The following is a 15,928-nucleotide window of genomic DNA, read 5'->3' as shown; positions in this document are numbered from 1 at the left end:
AATAAGTGACCTTTAAGTCCCGCAGAATCAACCAGGGGTTAATCGAGATGCCCATGTCTTAGTTTTTTCATCATAATAAAACCACACTGACGCTCAGGTGACCGCCAGATTACAACTATGTAATCTGGCGGGGTTAATCGAGGTGCCCAGTACTCTAAGATTAGCCTAAATTTACAAAGTGTTACAATGACAACCAGCATGCTATGCTTAACCATCCTATCCTAAATAAGGCGTTATGTATGCATCGATTTAATTTAACTTTTAGTTTTGTATGTTTAGTTTGGTTATCAAATGCTAGCGCTCAAACTGACTTTAAAATCGACACCCTTACGCAAGGGTTAGGCGTGGTATGGGGCATGACGTTTATTAGCGACAATGAATTAGTGTTTACCGAGCGATCCGGTCGCGCTGGTCTATTCAACCTTAAAAACAAACAAGTTCATTGGCTGAGCGGGCTGCCAAAAGTACATGCCCAGGGTCAAGGCGGTTTATTGGATGTGCAAATCGGGCCTAATTTCGCGCAAGACAGTTGGGTGTATTTTACCTATTCTCGGTCATCGGAAACACAACCTGCTGAATCTGCTACCACTCTGGCACGTGCCAAATTGGAAGGGGTAAGTTTAACTGAATGGCAGGACTTGCTCGTTACTCAATCCGCCAGCCAGTCAACACAACACTATGGCAGCCGAATTGCGTTTGATAATCAAGGCCATGTATTTTTCGGCATCGGTGATCGCGGCAAACGCGAAAATGGTCAAATTTTTACCAACCACGCCGCTAGTATGATTCGATTAAAACTGGATGGCCGTCTGCCTAAAGACAATCCGTTTATTGGCAACGCAGACTATTTGGATGAACTCTGGAGTGTCGGGCATCGCAATCCACAAGGACTGGTTTACGATTTAGAGCGCGATATTCTTTGGGAGATCGAACATGGCCCTCGCGGCGGCGATGAACTCAACATTGTCAAAAAAGGTCAAAACTATGGCTGGCCAGATGTGTCTCAAGGCAAAGAATATTGGGGCCCTGTTGCGATTGGAACTCGCCACAAACCCGGCATGATCGACCCTGTAAAAGTTTATACGCCCTCGATTGCGCCTAGTAGTCTTATGCTTTATCAAGGCAATGCTTTCCCCGACTGGAAAGGCCATTTGTTCGCCGGCGCGTTGGTGTTACGCCATTTAAATTTAATTGAGCTAAATCACAAGGGGGAAGTTATTGGTGAACAACGCTTATTGGAAGACTTGAATGAACGCATCCGTGCATTAACGCAAGATAAAAACGGCTTGATCTACCTGTCTACCGATAGCGGAAAAATCATGCGTTTGAGACCTTAGCACTATGTATCCCAGAGTATCTCAGAAGAGGGCAGCTCGATTAACCCCTGGTTGATTCTGTCCACGCCAAGTTTTTTAGATCAAGGCGTGAACCTGCCGCAATGTCTAGACCTTGTAACGGTTCACAACACTGAGCTGGAAAGCTTGGCTAAGCCCCTTCGGGTGTGACTTACAGGCTGGGGTTAATCGAGGTGCGCTTATTGTTCTATTAAAAACCGTATCCACATCACCAGGTCAATGACTAAGCCTGTTTTAAAAATTTTGCCTTCATCCGAGTTATTTTTGAATTGCAAATATTGCCAATTAAGACCCGCACGCAACTGATTCAAATCGTCGGGGAAGCGTTTCGAGCTTCGGTGTATTTTCTCTAATTGCACACCAATTTCTTCCAACTTATCAATCGTTCCAGCATACTTAACCCCATCAAATAACTGGGAAAATTGCAAATAGTCCTGTTCACTGTGACAAGGCTCTGGAATACACGTTATATCAAGTTGTTGGCGACAATCGCTGAATTTCATTGCTTTAGATAAACTAAAAAGTAACGCGTGTTTTGCAAACGAATAATATTGCTTGCGTCCCATTTTTATAGATCGTGGCCGGTCTGCACTCCAAGCTGGATAAATATAAAGCGACACATCATCTATGTGTTTTTGATCGGAGTAAAGCATCCAATCGAGCTCTTCATGCAATATTCGCAAACTGGATTGCACAGAACGATCCGTTTTTGTATCAAATACAATCGACTCCTGCTCAAGCTGCTTCGCTACGCGTTCAATCAACTCAAGTGGGTAATTCATTTTTATCAAGGAATTGATAAATACGTCCTGAAACAAGTCTTTTAATTGGGAAAAATCAGGCTTTTTTAGGCCGGTTAACAGCACTGCAAAACGGGTTTCATCATGACAAAACAATACACATTGTTTACGGTCAATAAGATAAATATGAGCATGCCAATTTCCCCAAGGACTATTTTGAGTGGCATCATTACTCAAATCAATCTGAGGGAGTTTTTCCGCTAGTTTTTTTGTGACATGTACACGCATAATAGCCTTCTAATTAAAACTTTTGGGCTCAGAATGGGCCACAGACCAAAAATAAATTATTGAATGCATAGTAAGCTATTGATTTGATTGGTACAACCGAGTGGATTCGAACCACCGACCCCTACCATGTCAAGGTAGTGCTCTAACCAACTGAGCTACGGTTGTAAAGTTGAACTTGCAGAATTTGGTACCAGTGGGCGGACTCGAACCGCCACGCTTATTAGGCACCGGATTTTGAATCCGGCGTGTCTACCAATTTCACCACACTGGCATGTTTTGAAACGTGAGCGCATTATAGGAACGCACCCCCTACTTGTCAAGCTAGCAAGCTTAAGTTTGTGAAAAATCTTTTCGGCTTATTTAGGCGCATTAAACGGGTTAAGCAACAACAACGCCGACTTACCAATGCGTTTAACCAACACGCCTGTGCTGGCGGCTTTACCGGCTTGTTGACTTAAACCACTCAATAAGCCTTTACCCAGCACACTCACACCCTCTTCAATCAACATATCGGTCGTTTGCTGAATAATGACGTTTTCTAAACTCATGCGCAGTAGTTTGATATTGCCCACCAGGCCTGGTCGATAACCGTACAGATTTGCAACGCGTTTGACTACTCGTGCACTGCGCCACATAAGCATTAGGGTTTCGATCATATTATTTGGGCTTAATAAACCCACGCCCCCGGCCTGTAACGCTTCTTTATTGATAATGGATTTAGCTTGCGCCAATAAGGGTTTGGCCACCATCGAATCGTAAATAAACCATTGTTGCTCAATAGTGTGATGCGGCTTAACCGTGTTTTTATAGGCCTGAGCCAATGCATTCGCCGTCGGACTTTTGGCGTGTAAACTTAATAAATAATTCAATAGGCTTTTGGCTTGTTTAACATCGTCCTGCTCTATGGCTTGTTGCCATTTTTCGGCGATCTGTTGAATATGCCCCATTCGCCAATAACCCGCGATCTCGCGTGTTATTAAGCCCAACAGCAAACCAAAAAACACCAGACTCACGAATCCCAGCACAGCGGATAAAACCGGATGCACCAACCAGGCCTGCTGCAAGGTTAAATACACATCGAATGCCATAAAACTGAGTAAACTCAGTAAACCAAAACTGACTAACCAAAACCCCATGCCAATGCCTATGTCAGCGGTTTCGTCTTTAAGCGGTTGCGGCGTGTCATGCGTAGGATCAGGGCGGGTCACCAAGTCGTCTAAATCTTGGTTAAGCGACTCAGTTTGAGTACGTGAACGTTGGATCATGTTAGCGCGCCTTTTAGAAAATAATCCATTAACTGATCTAACCCCATACTTTGCCAATCGTGCACCGATTCGAGTTTGGGTGGCAAAGCTTGAATGCGAGGGTAAAACTCGCCTAATGGCAAGTCTTGCAGTTGGGTGGGAATCGGCTCAAAGTGTTGACGTAGGGTTTGACCTTGCGCGTCTTTATAAATCACGGTTTGATCTTCCGGTTGCGTTGAAATCAATGAGGCAATTAGAAAATGTTCAAAGCTGACTTCCGGCACATCACTTAATCGGGTACGAATTCCTTGGGTTAAAGCTTGTAATAATCGCAGTAAATTGGCGCGTTCTTGCCGCGGAATTAAATCCGACTTGGTGGCGACAAAGCCCACTTGGGTAATTTTGTTTTTGCGCCCTAAACGTTGATACCATTTGCGTTTGCCATAAACAAAGCTGCTCGATAAATGACTCATCGCCTCTTTCATTTCTTCCAGATAATCGCGCCCAAAACTTAAACCTTCCAACACATCCACCAACACCACTTGTTTATCAGCCTGGTTAAAAAATTCTTGACGAAATGGTTTCACCCAACCTTCAACAAAACGCGCATAGTTCTGCATCATTTTTTGCGTCCAAGGATGGGATGGATCACTTAAAATTTTATTGGGCAATGGGCAAAATGTTTGATTCAGCCAATCCAGGCCTGGTGGTGGCAAAATTAACGCGCCCGGTTGCAACAACGACACGCCTTGAGCTTTGGCTTTGATTAAATAGGCTTGATAAGCCTGCACCAACTTGGCAAACGCCATTTCATTGGGCGTTTGATCAAAATCAAAGCGGCGCAGTTCGGTTAACCAATCGTGGGACAAGGCCGACTGCGGGTCACTCGCCAGCTGCGCAAACACTTGGGCACTCCATTGCGCGTAACTAAGTTGTTGCAACGGCAAATCCATCAACCATTCGCCTGGATAATCGTAAAAAAACAAACTCAAACGCTTCGAACCGAGTATTTTTTGCTTGATGATATTGGACTGCTTTAACCACAGGGTTAAACGAAACGCGCTGACTTGATCGGTGGCTTTAGGCCATTCACGTTTTTGCAGTTTGATTAAGTTTTCTGCAAACGGAAAGGTCGATACGCCAGAAAACTCGGTGCGTAAATCCACCTTTTCAATGCGTTCACGCGGTATCGCATTTAATAAAGGCAAGGGATCATGCGCACTGCTGACACGCTGATTAAGCTGGGCGATCAAGGCGGTAAACAACATGGATTTGCCGCTTCGACTGAGGCCGGTAATCACAATGTGTTGCTCGCGATCTTGAATACGATCCAGCTTATCAAACCAAGCACCTAAGCGTGCTTCGGCTTTTGATAAAAAGCGATTGAGTCGTGTGGCTTGAATAGTTGAGTTCAAATCGAATTTAATCCGTTATTTAAGTGATATTCAATACGGCCTATTTAGCAAGTCGATTTTTAGCAAGGCATTATGCCTTTCAAGAAAATACAAATGGCTTGAGTCAGAGCTTTTTCGCGTTCCTGTTTGCAAACCGTATCGCCAAACAAGGCTTTGAAATACATCGGCCCTTTTATCATTTCGATAAATTGATAAGCCGCCAGATCGTAATCCTCAATTTGCAGCTCGTACCTAGTCGATTGATTACGCAAATAATTCGATAACACTCGAGTGATTTGTTGCGGACCGTTTTCGAGGAAAATGCGCTGAACTTCGGCCTGGTCACCGCTGTTATCGTTTAATACTAATCGATAAATTAATAACGCATCCGGCTGAAACATCAGCGCCTGCATCTCATGCCCAAACTTGGTTAAGGCGTCTTGTAAATTATCTGTCCAAAACTCGTCGGCATGAAACTGTGAAAATAACGCACAGGTCTTTTTTTGAAAATAGGCTTCAAACAATCCCAATTTATTGCCAAAAAACTTGTACACCGTGCCTAACGAACCGCCGGATCGGCGCACAATTTCGTTAATGCTGGCACCAGCGTAGCCCTGCTCTGCAAAGACTTCGCCAGCGGCTTCTAAAATTTTTTCATGGCGCTCGTAACCGCGTTTGGTTAAAGGCGTTTGATTCTGTTCCATGGTTTTCCGTTAAATCTTCAATGTGAGCATTATAATCGATAAATTGCAATTTTAGGGGCTTACCCAAAGTGTAACGTATGCTACACTATCAACATTTTTAATCAACTTGGAAGAGCTGCACCATGAAACTTTCCATTCAAACGCTCCTGAAAACCTCTATAATTACAGGCCTCTTTGCGGCCTCAAGCTTGGTTTTAGCGCAAACTCCGCCCCCCCTTCCTGTCAAAACGTTGACTATAGAAAAAACAAATGTGCCTTTATCTTATAGCTACCCGGCTAGAGTGCAAAGTGCCAGTCAAATTCAAATCCACGCACGCGTAAATGGCTTACTGTTAAAGCAACATTATCAAGATGGTGACGAAGTCAAAGCCGGCGCTCTACTCTATTCGATTGACCCAAAACCTTACCAAGCCACCGTTAACCGCGCCAAAGCGCAAGTCTTAATGGAACAAGCCAAATTGCGCCAAGCCGAACGTGAGAAAAAACGCGTGGAGGGTTTATATCGTGAAAAAGCCGTAAGTGAGCAAGAGCGCGACCAAGCGACTTCGGCCTATGAACTGGCACAAGCCGGCCTAGTGGGTGCGCAAGCGGCTTTACAAGAAGCCCAGCTTAACTTAGATTACACTCAAGTAACCGCTCCAACTCAAGGTTTAACTGGCCAACGAATCCACAGTGTAGGCGATCTAGTTGGTCGTGATTATGGCGCCACCCATTTAACCAACATCACACAGCTGAACCCAATCGAAGTACACTTTTCGATGGTTGAAAAAGAGTTTGTAGAGCGCGCAACCCAAATTCAACAAGGTCAGTTACGTTATCAAAATGGTTCAAGCCCCACAATTTCCGTGACACACTTAGGCGAAACCTTAAAGGGTCAACTTGACTTCAGTGGTCACCAAGTCGAATCGAAGACGGGTAGCGTTAAATTGCGCGCCCGTTTTGACAATCCAAACAAAACCTTATTACCTGGCGCTTTTGTGCATGTCACGCTGGGCGGAATTGAGGCGTTGAATGTGATCCAGATTCCGCAAAAAGCGGTATTACAAATTGGCACCCAGTCGTTTGTTTATGTGGTGAAAGACGACAAAGCCGAGCTGGTGCCAGTCGGTTTGCAAACCCAAGTGGGCAATAGTTGGTTAATTAAACAAGGGCTTAATCCAGGTGATCAACTGATTACCAATAACCTGGTTAAATTACGCCCAAACACCCCCGTGGCGACTCAAGCGGCTGACGCTGAAAACTTGGCGAAATAAGGAGCCCATGTATGTTCTCTAAATTCTTTATCGAACGCCCGGTCTTCGCCAGTGTGATGTCGATTGTGATTGTTCTAATCGGCTTATTAACTATGCGTGGCTTACCGGTGGCCGAATACCCAGAAATTGTGCCGCCGCAAGTCACTGTGAGCACCATGTATGCGGGTGCGAGCGCCGAAACCATTGCCGATACCGTCGCCGCCCCGTTGGAGCAAGAGCTAAACGGTATCGAAAACATGCTCTACATTAACTCGGTCGCCTCTTCGGCGGGCACGGTAAGTGTGAGCTTGACGTTTAAAGTCGGCACCAATATCAATGAAGCCATGATGGACGTGAACAACAAGGTTCAAGCGGCGATTAACCGTTTGCCGCAAGAAGTTCAGCGTGTCGGTGTGCAAGTTAATAAACGCTCCCCTAGCATCCTAAAAGTCATCGCGCTTTATTCCGGTGATGAAAGCCGCGACACGGTATTTGTCGCCAACTACGGTTTGATTAACGTGGTGGATGAACTCAAACGTATTCCGGGCGTGGGTGAAGTACAACAATTTGGCTCAAAAGACTATTCGATGCGTATTTGGTTAGACCCAAATCGCATGGCGAAATATGGCGTGACACCGAACGATGTGTCGGTGGCAATTCGTGATCAGAATTCGCAGTTCGCGGCTGGTCAGATTGGTCAAGAACCACTTTATAACGAACAAGACTTTACCTACACCGTAATTACCGAGGGGCGTTTGAACAGCGCCGAACAATTCGGCAATATTGTATTACGCGCCAATCAGGACGGTTCGATGCTAAAAATTAAAGACATCGCACGCGTCGATTTAGGTTCCGAGCGTTATAACTTTGATGCCACGTTTAACGGCAAACCTACCGTACCGATTGGCCTCTTCTTGCAAACCGATGCAAATGCGTTAGAAGTCTCGCGTTTAGTCGACGAAAAAATGGCGCAACTGGCCGAACGTTTCCCACAAGGAATTGATTATGCGGTGCCTTATGACACATCCAAGTTTGTTAAGGTCTCGATTGAACAGGTGATTTATACCTTTGTTGAGGCTTTAGTATTAGTGTCATTTATCGTGTTCTTGTTTTTACAAAATGCGCGTGCGACCTTGATTCCATTAATCGCGATTCCGGTTTCGATTATCGGCACGTTTATTAGTTTTCAACTACTGGGTTTCTCGATTAACCAGTTAACGCTTTTCGGTATGATTTTAGCGATTGGTATTGTGGTAGATGATGCGATTATCGTGGTCGAAAACGTCGAGCGTATTATGCGCCAAGACAAACTAAAACCGAAACAAGCCACCATCAAAGCCATGAAAGAACTCACCAGTCCGCTGATTGCGATTGTACTGGTGTTGTCGGCGGTATTTATTCCGGTCGCGTTTATCGGCGGTTTCAGTGGTGAGATGTATAAGCAATTTGCCATCACGATAGTCGTATCGGTGGCGATATCAGGCCTGGTGGCCTTGACTTTAACCCCAGCCTTGTGCGCCTCTCTACTTAAAGATGAAGAGCACAAACCCCACCCTTGGTTTGGCTGGTTTAACCGCAGCTTTGAATGGTTAACCAATAAATTTAGCGCCGGTGTGGCTAAGGTAATGCGTTATAGCTTATTAAGCCTGCTGTTATTTGTGGTATTGGGTGCATTGGCGATTCAACAACTGCAAAGTTTGCCAAAAAGCTTAGTGCCGCAAGAAGACAAAGGCAGCATTTTGGTGGTGAGTTATCTGCCGCCTGCCGCGTCTTTATCAAGAACCGAAGCGGTGCGTGATCAAATTAACGAACAGTTAATGGCGCATCCAGCGGTCGAGTATGCCACCCTGTTTGCCGGGTTTGACATTCAAACCTTTTCGCTTAAAACGGACTCTGCCGCTGGCTTTGTCGGCTTAAAGCCTTGGAATGAACGTAAGTCAGATGACATGAAAATTGATGCGGTGGTGGGTCAATTGTTTGGTCAATTTATGGGCCAAGACGAAGCCTTCAGCATGCCAATTGCGATGCCCACCATTACCGGCATGAGCATGACCGGTGGCGTGGAAGGTTATATTCAAAACCGGGTTGGTGCCAGTACGCTGGAGCTAAGTGAATTAATGGATAAAATTGTGGGCGCGGCGAATGCTCGACCAGAATTACAAAGTGTGCGCACCACTTTATCCACTAAAACACCCCAATACGAAGCTATTTTGGATCGCGAAAAAGCACTAGCAATGCAGGTTTCGATAAACGAAGCTTTTGCGGCGATGCAATCAACCTTTGGTAGCTTGTATGTGAATGACTTCAACTTGTATGGGCGCACCTTCCGCGTCAACCTACAGTCGGAGTCGGAATACCGCGAAACAGCCGATAACTTGAAAGACGTGTTTGTGCGTTCAGCCACGGGTGAAATGGTGTCGCTGGCTAACTTGATTGACTTCAAACGCATTACTGGTGCGGATGTGGTGGACCGATTTAACCTATTCCCAGCGGCCAAAATTACTGCCGAACCCAAACCCGGTTACACCTCAGGCGACGCGATGCAAGCCCTGCAACAAGTCGTAAATGAACACGCTCCACAAGGCTTTACGCTGGGCTGGGTAGGTTCGGCTTATCAAGAAGAATTGTCAGCCGGAGCTGGTACTCAAGCTTTCTTGTTTGGTTTATTGATCGTGTTCTTAATCCTGGCGGCACAATACGAACGCTGGACTTTGCCGCTCGCGGTCGTGATGGCCGTGCCATTTGCGGTACTTGGCGCTGCGCTCGCCACTAAAATAGCCGGCTTGGATAACGATATTTATTTCGAACTGGGCTTATTAACCTTGATTGGTTTATCCGCTAAAAACGCGATTTTGATTGTCGAATTTGCGATGCAAAAACGCGCGCAAGGCATGAGTTTGCTGGATGCCTCACAAGAAGCGGCACGTATGCGTTTCCGCCCCATTGTGATGACTTCGCTGGCGTTTACCATGGCAGCGATTCCGTTAATGTTAAGTGAAGGTGCCGGTGCGGCCGCACGTAATGCGGTGGGCACCGGTGTGGTGGGCGGTATGATTTTGGCCACCTTCTTAGCCCCCTTATTTATTCCGATGTTTTTCCGTTGGATTGCGACCTTCTCTGAATGGTTAGACCAACGCAAACATCGTTCTGGAGAAACCTCATGATTTATAGCACGCCTAAACTCTTAGCGCTGAGTTTGATCTTGGGTTTGACGGGCTGTTCGCAAATGCCCAGCTATGAAAAACCCCAAACCGATTTACCCCAAACCATCGGCGAAATTCAACAAGCACCAGGCCTGGTGATTCCTGCCACTGAGCAGGCCTGGTGGTTACAATTTGATGATGCCAATTTGCAAGTTTTATTGGATAAAGCCTTAGAACGCAATGCCGATTTCAATATTGCGCAACAGCATTTATTTCAAGCACGCGCGGCCTTAACCCAAGGTCGCGCCGAGCGTTTGCCAAGCTTGCAAGTGCAAGGTGGTTTAGGCCGTCAACAAACCAGCGACAATGCTTTCCCGCAAGGTCAAGGCGCGGAATTTAGTAGCTATAACCTAGACGGCCTCATCAGTTACGAAGTCGATTTCTGGGGTCGGGTGCATTCCAATCAAGTACGTTTAAATGCCGAATACGAAGCCATGCAGTCTGATACCGAAGCTCTGCGTTTAAGCGTAACCTCGGCGGTCGCGACCCGTTATTTCAACTTGCGAGCACTGGATCAAATGGTGTCGATTGCGCGCAATACAGTGAGTTCTCGCCAACAGAACTTGCAATTGCGTCAACGCCAGTATGAGCTGGGGCGTTTAACTCAGCTGGCGGTGCAACAAGCCGAAGTTGAATTAACCCGAGTTGAAATTGAGTTAATCAATTTAGAACAACAACGTGACGTGCAACGCCACGCCCTAAGTTTACTAGTGGGTGATACGCCCGCACAAATGGTCAAAGCCAGCCAAGCGGAAGCCGGAAATGATGAATTTACTAACACCGAAATTCCGGCTTTGCATTCGGATTTAGCGTCAGAATTATTAATGCGTCGCCCGGATATCCAAGCCGCCGAACAGCGTTTGATCGCGGCGAATGCAAATATAGGCGTGGCGCGTGCTGCGTTGTTTCCCAAGTTAAGTTTGAACGGCTTAATTGGCGTGAACAGTGACTCGCTAGATAACTTGTTTGATGGCGATTCCAGCCGTTGGCAAGTCCAAGCTGGTTTAACCGCACCGATTTTTAATGCCGGATCGTTACGTGCTCAAGTGCAAATCAGCGAAGCAGAACAGCAAATTATGTTGAACCAATATCAACAAACTTTACGCCAAGCCTTTGCTGAAGCCTTGGATGCGTTAAATATGCATAAACGTTCAGCACGCCAACTTGACGTACAAAAACGCCAGGTGGTGGCATTACGCAGCACGTTAGATTTAGCGCAAAAACGCTTTGACTCAGGTTACTCAAGTTACTTAGAAGTGCTGGATGCGCAACGTACTTTGTTTGATGCCGAGGTTGCGATGGTTGCCACCAAACGTAACTATCTAAATGCCAGCATTGAGCTTTACAAAGCCTTAGGTGGTCATTGGCAAGCTTAAACTTAGTTGCGTATCGCGATTGGGTTGAATTTTATACCAACCACCAGGCCTGGTGATCCGCATCACCGGGCTTTTTTGTTTTATAATGGCGCGAAAATTACTGGATTAAAAATATGAGTTCAAACCATTTAAACCTCGGTATCCAAGTTTCCTATCAAGGCCAAGTGCATGATTTTAAAGCGACTATTGATTTAGATGCGCGTTTAGCAGCACACGGTGCGTTGCCGGATTTTCATAATCTAGTCGCGCGCGCCAGCCAGGTCGATACTTATTCGTATCTTTTTGAGGCCATGCAAATGGAACCGGTGGCGATTTTAGACGCACAAGGCCGCGCGGCTGATTTTGTAACCGATGGTACGTTTGATATGGTCGGTTATATTGAAGATTGGCACACTAGAAACGCTCTACCCGGCTTGCAACGTTTAGCTACGCAACTTTTAGAAATAGACGATTTGGAACAACACCCCAAACTTAAACAGGCCTTACTCGCCGCCTATCAACAAGGTTTTCAAACCGCACAATCTAGCTAAGATTAACTCAAATTTTCAATCTAGCTATTCGCATTACTCTATCATTAGGTTTTTCAGTTTTGGCCAGAGGCGCTGCAAAATAATGGGCTGCGCTTCTGTGTTAGGATGCAACGCATCGTCTTGCATTAAACCCGGATCCAATGCCACCTCTTCGAGAAAAAACGGATCTAAGTCCAGCTGATAGGTTTCCGCCAAGTTCAGATAAGTTTGCGCTAACCGCGCATCATACGCGGGGCCATAATTGGTCGGCAAACGAATGCCTAATAACAATACCTTGGCACCGACTTGCTGACTGATCTCAATCATGCGTGCAAGATTACGTTCGGTTGTGCGTAAACCCTGCCCACGCAAAGCGTCATTCGCCCCCAACTCTATAATCACATAATTTGGCTGGTAACGCTCAACCAGGCCTGGTAATCGCTGCAAACCGCCCGAGGTGGTTTCACCACTTAAACTCGCATTCACGACCTGAATATTGAACGCTTTATCCTTAGTTTGTTGGTTTAACTTCTGCTGTAATAACGCCACCCAACCCTGCTCTGTCGACATGCCGTAAGCGGCGCTTAAACTGTCGCCCATTACTAGCATCACGCCTTGCGACTGAGCTTGAACAGGGTTAGTATTGAACCCCAGCATAATCATCAAAAACACGAATAGGCTCATATGAAAACAAGTTCGGTACTTCAGTTGAAAGATGTTCACTATCAGGTGTCCTCTGCGCAAGAAAATATCTCTATCTTAAAGGGCTGCAACCTAGATGTCGAGCCGAATCAAAGCCTCGCAATTGTTGGGCGTTCTGGCTCAGGAAAATCTACCCTATTAGCCTTAATGGCGGGGTTAGACACCCCGACCTCCGGAGAAATTGAGTTACTTGGCCATCCACTTAACCAATTAAGCGAAGACCAGCGCGCTCAAGTGCGTGCCTTAAAAGTGGGGTTTATATTTCAAAACTTTCAGCTGATGCCGGGGATGAACGCACTGGAAAATGTGATGATGCCGTTGGAGTTATTTGGTGTCGATCAAGCACGTGAACGTGCGCAAGCGGCATTAGAAAAAGTCGGTTTAAGTCATAGATTAAGCCACACCCCACGCGCTTTATCCGGTGGCGAACAACAACGTGTGGCGATTGCACGTGCGATTGTGACCGAACCCAATATTTTATTTGCCGATGAACCCACCGGTAACCTAGACGAAACCACCGCGAAACAAATCCAAGATTTATTATTCGACTTACAGCAACACACTACTTTAATTCTGGTGACACATGACCGAGCATTTGCGCAGCTTTGCCAGCGCCAAGTTACCCTGCAAAACGGTCAACTCGAGGCGGGCTTATAATGCGCGCAAATACCGGAATCGTTTCAAGCTTTAAAGCCGCCAGCTTATGGTTTCTGCGTGGATTTGGTCGGGGTGATTGGCTTTGGTTGTGGCTGGCCGTGGTGGTCGCCAGCTCAAGCGTAACCTTGGTTGAGCAACTGGCTCACACGGTTCATCAAAGCATGTTAGCGAAATCCGCCGAATCCTTATCGGCGGATTTAGTGATTCGTTCGAGTCGCCCAATTGATGAGACTTGGGCCAACCAAGCCCAAGCCGATGGGCTGAATACCAGCGCCAATATCAGCCTGACCACCATGGCGATGTTTAACGATCAGTTTCAAATGGTGCAACTTAAAGGCATTGAGGTCAATTACCCGTTACGTGGTTCGTTACAAACAGAACAACAAACTTCGCTGAATCAGTTGCAAGCAAATCAAGTACTGGCCGACCCGCAACTGAATGGTTTAATTGATTTAAATTTAGGCGACTCACTCACCTTGGGACGCAAACAATTTGAAGTGCGCGACTGGCTCACCGGGCAGGATGTATTTCAGGCCACTTTTTCGCAATTTTCACCCCAAGTGATTTTGCCGCTTAATCAGATTGCCGACTTGGGTTTGATTGGCCCGGGCAGTCGGGTTAATTACGAATTGGGCTTCAGTGGTGATGCATCCACCCTAGCGCGTTGGCAGACTCGATTAGAAGGGGAAGCACAAGCCCACTGGCAAATTATTAATGCACGCGCGCCGACACCGGATTTAGAGAAATCCTTAGATACCGCTTGGTTGTTTTTAGACTTATCTGCGCTTGCGACCGTATTAATTGCCGGTCTCGCGATCTTAATTGCGAGTCGGTTTTATTTGCAACGTTGGACGGCGTCGATGGCGTTAATGCGTGCCAGCGGCGCATCCAATCGTCAATTAACCGGCTTGTTTGCCATTCAACTGATGCTGCTAGCCCTTATCGGCAGCGTTATTGGGGTGTTGATTGGGCAAGGCTTGTTTCAACTGCTCCGACCGGTATTGAATAATTATTTCGCTCCGTTAGTGATTAGCGGTTATGGTCGCGCGATGAGTTTAGGTTTATTGAGTGGCACCTTAGCACTTTGGACTTTTGCTTGGCCGGCGTTTCGGCAAGCCACACGAGTGTCGCCGTTGCAAGTGCTCAGAATGGGCGATACACGTTACAGCACCACTTGGATGTTGCTCATCAGCTTATTATTACTAATGGGTTTAATGTGGCTTTTGTTAAGTACAGAAGTTATTTTATGGGCGATTCCGGTTTTATTAATCAGCGCCGCCCTGCTGTATGTGGTGGCGCAAGGCTTACTTTGGCTGATAAGCCAACTCCAACCTTTGAGTTCGGGTTGGCTACGTTTGTCGTTAGCCGCTTTAGCACGAGAACCAGGCCTGGTGACCTTGCAGTTAATTTCATTAGGCTTAGTGGTGTTTATTTTGGTGTTAATGACGTTTGTGCGCCAGGATTTATTACAAAACTGGCAGGCTTCTTTACCGGAAAACACCCCCAACACCTTTATGATGAACATTCAACCGGATCAGGCTGAATCGGTTAATCAACTGCTGCAAACTCAACAATTAGAGGCGGATTTAATTCCAATGGTACGTGGCCGACTGGTTGAATTAAATGACCAAAGCTTACGTGTGCAAGATCAAGAAGAAGGCCGTGCGCAACGTTTATTGGAGCGAGAAGCCAATATTGCATTGCTGGACAAGCCCCCTAGCTACAATCGGATTACCCAACAATTGAGTGCCGATCAACGTTTGGATTTACCCGGCGTGTCGGTAGAAGCCGACATTGCGGAATTGCTCAACTTAAAGCTTGGGGATCAATTAACCTTTGATTTAATCGGTCAGCGATTTAGTTACCAGATTGTAAGTTTGCGCGAAGTGGAATGGCAAAGTTTTCGACTCAATTTCTTTTTTATCTTAGAGCCGGTGGCCGATCAAACCTTACCGATCAGCTATATCACTAACTTTAAATCTGATTTATCGAAACCTCAAACCGCCATTCTGCGCAAAGCCATTAATGAGGCGGTTCCGGGTGTATTGTGGATTGATGCACGCGACATGATTGGTCAAATTCAGCAAATTATGCAACAAGCCTCCATGGCGGTGAGTCTGCTGTATCTGTTTACTTTGGTATCGAGTTTGATTGTGATTTTCACCGCCACTCAGGCTTCGCAACTGGGTCGATTACGCAGCTGGTTATTGCTGCGTACGCTGGGTGCACGCCAAACCGATATTGTCAAAATCGGCTTAACCGAGTTTGTTTTGATTGGCTTGTTAGCCGGTCTATTTGCCGCCGTTCTTGGGCAGATCACTAGTGGTTTGATTGCGTTTTTCTGGTTGGATATGACCCCACAACTGAATCCGACTTTATGGGGAATATCCATTGGTATGAGCAGCTTGCTGTTATTAATAATTGGTTGGTTAACTCAGCGGCGTTCACTTAAACAAACCCCAAAACAATTGTTACAACAACTGCAAGCTGACAGCTGAAAAGGCATGAGTTTTAGATAGTTTTA

At 46.1% G+C, this 15,928-nt stretch carries 12 protein-coding genes and 2 tRNA genes; 7 read left to right on the top strand and 7 right to left on the bottom strand.

The genetic code is table 11. The features are described from left to right. Positions 1–239: 239 nt before the first annotated feature. A complete protein-coding gene (locus IBX48_RS08265; protein WP_296833081.1) occupies positions 240–1,337 on the top strand; it encodes a PQQ-dependent sugar dehydrogenase in 1,098 nt (365 codons plus the stop codon). A gap of 197 nt (positions 1,338–1,534) precedes the next feature. Here the strand turns inward: IBX48_RS08265 and IBX48_RS08260 are convergent, their stop codons facing one another. From IBX48_RS08260 to IBX48_RS08235, 6 genes are all read right to left on the bottom strand, one after another. Further along, positions 1,535–2,383: a hypothetical protein gene (locus IBX48_RS08260; protein ID WP_296833078.1), complete on the bottom strand. Its 849-nt coding sequence runs from the start codon at positions 2,381–2,383 to the stop codon at positions 1,535–1,537. Between the two features lie 88 nt (positions 2,384–2,471). Continuing rightward, a tRNA-Val gene (locus tag IBX48_RS08255) sits at positions 2,472–2,548 on the bottom strand. 20 nt (positions 2,549–2,568) lie between these two features. Then, a tRNA-Leu gene (locus tag IBX48_RS08250) sits at positions 2,569–2,654 on the bottom strand. A gap of 85 nt (positions 2,655–2,739) precedes the next feature. Further along, positions 2,740–3,648, bottom strand: a complete 909-nt coding sequence (locus IBX48_RS08245) for a DUF697 domain-containing protein (protein ID WP_296833075.1) — start codon at positions 3,646–3,648, stop codon at positions 2,740–2,742. Beyond that, positions 3,645–5,042, bottom strand: a complete 1,398-nt coding sequence (locus IBX48_RS08240; RefSeq protein WP_296833073.1) for a YcjX family protein — start codon at positions 5,040–5,042, stop codon at positions 3,645–3,647. Before IBX48_RS08240 ends, IBX48_RS08245 begins: the two co-directional genes overlap by 4 nt. 59 nt (positions 5,043–5,101) lie before the next feature. Beyond that, positions 5,102–5,725: a TetR/AcrR family transcriptional regulator gene (locus IBX48_RS08235; RefSeq protein ID WP_296833070.1), complete on the bottom strand. Its 624-nt coding sequence runs from the start codon at positions 5,723–5,725 to the stop codon at positions 5,102–5,104. A 122-nt stretch (positions 5,726–5,847) separates the two neighbouring features. Here IBX48_RS08235 and IBX48_RS08230 point away from each other — a divergent pair, with 122 nt between their 5' ends. The 4 genes from IBX48_RS08230 to IBX48_RS08215 all read left to right on the top strand — a co-directional run bounded on the left by IBX48_RS08230 (position 5,848) and on the right by IBX48_RS08215 (position 12,066). Continuing rightward, positions 5,848–6,978, top strand: coding sequence for an efflux RND transporter periplasmic adaptor subunit (locus IBX48_RS08230; RefSeq protein WP_296833067.1), 1,131 nt, complete (start codon positions 5,848–5,850; stop codon positions 6,976–6,978). Positions 6,979–6,989: 11 nt separating this feature from the next. Continuing rightward, positions 6,990–10,121 carry a multidrug efflux RND transporter permease subunit gene (locus tag IBX48_RS08225; RefSeq protein WP_296833064.1) on the top strand — a complete coding sequence of 1,044 codons (3,132 nt, stop codon included), beginning with the start codon at positions 6,990–6,992 and terminating at the stop codon, positions 10,119–10,121. Next, positions 10,118–11,536 carry an efflux transporter outer membrane subunit gene (locus IBX48_RS08220; protein ID WP_296833061.1) on the top strand — a complete coding sequence of 473 codons (1,419 nt, stop codon included), beginning with the start codon at positions 10,118–10,120 and terminating at the stop codon, positions 11,534–11,536. Before IBX48_RS08225 ends, IBX48_RS08220 begins: the two co-directional genes overlap by 4 nt. A gap of 113 nt (positions 11,537–11,649) precedes the next feature. Further along, on the top strand, positions 11,650–12,066 hold the full coding sequence (locus IBX48_RS08215; protein WP_296833058.1) for a hypothetical protein: 417 nt from the start codon (positions 11,650–11,652) through the stop codon (positions 12,064–12,066). Positions 12,067–12,099: 33 nt separating this feature from the next. Here the strand turns inward: IBX48_RS08215 and IBX48_RS08210 are convergent, their stop codons facing one another. Beyond that, complete coding sequence (locus IBX48_RS08210) at positions 12,100–12,708, bottom strand: arylesterase (RefSeq protein WP_296833083.1); 609 nt, start codon at positions 12,706–12,708, stop codon at positions 12,100–12,102. A 21-nt stretch (positions 12,709–12,729) separates the two neighbouring features. On the opposite strand from IBX48_RS08210, the gene IBX48_RS08205 reads away from it, so the two are divergent. Beyond that, positions 12,730–13,404, top strand: coding sequence for an ABC transporter ATP-binding protein (locus tag IBX48_RS08205; protein ID WP_296833055.1), 675 nt, complete (start codon positions 12,730–12,732; stop codon positions 13,402–13,404). Next, on the top strand, positions 13,404–15,902 hold the full coding sequence (locus IBX48_RS08200) for an FtsX-like permease family protein (RefSeq protein ID WP_296833051.1): 2,499 nt from the start codon (positions 13,404–13,406) through the stop codon (positions 15,900–15,902). Before IBX48_RS08205 ends, IBX48_RS08200 begins: the two co-directional genes overlap by 1 nt. Positions 15,903–15,928 lie beyond the last annotated feature (26 nt).

It is taken from the genome of Thiomicrospira sp. (assembly GCF_014859555.1).
Classification (GTDB): domain Bacteria; phylum Pseudomonadota; class Gammaproteobacteria; order Thiomicrospirales; family Thiomicrospiraceae; genus Thiomicrospira.
This window is presented reverse-complemented; position numbering and strand designations above follow the sequence as displayed.